Consider the following 276-nt stretch of genomic DNA (forward strand, 5'->3'; position numbering starts at 1 on the left):
GGAGGAGGAAGCAGTAGCTCACATTATAAAGCTTTATCAAGATGTTAAGTGTTCTCAGCGCGATTTAGATATTTTTGATGGGCACGAGGGCTGGATCCATGTCGGCACCACTCAAAATGGCTTAGCGCAACCTTTTTTAACTTGTTTGAGTAAAGGAACGACAAGCACTACCGTTTCCCAAGAAGGGATTGCAGTACTGACCGAAATAATAACTCTTAAATGAACACAACGTCGCTTATCAGAATGAGTTATCGTGATTCTTCCGGTGAGCCAAGT

Annotated in this window: 1 pseudogene; it reads left to right on the top strand. The window is 42.8% G+C overall.

The annotated features are described in order from the left end of the window. Window positions 1-220 (top strand): annotated as a pseudogene (locus CWB78_RS18445) (tyrosine/phenylalanine carboxypeptidase domain-containing protein); the annotation flags it as partial. Between the last annotated feature and the right edge of the window lie 56 nt (window positions 221-276).

The organism is Pseudoalteromonas sp. S1612 (assembly GCF_005887175.1).
Classification (GTDB): domain Bacteria; phylum Pseudomonadota; class Gammaproteobacteria; order Enterobacterales; family Alteromonadaceae; genus Pseudoalteromonas; species Pseudoalteromonas undina.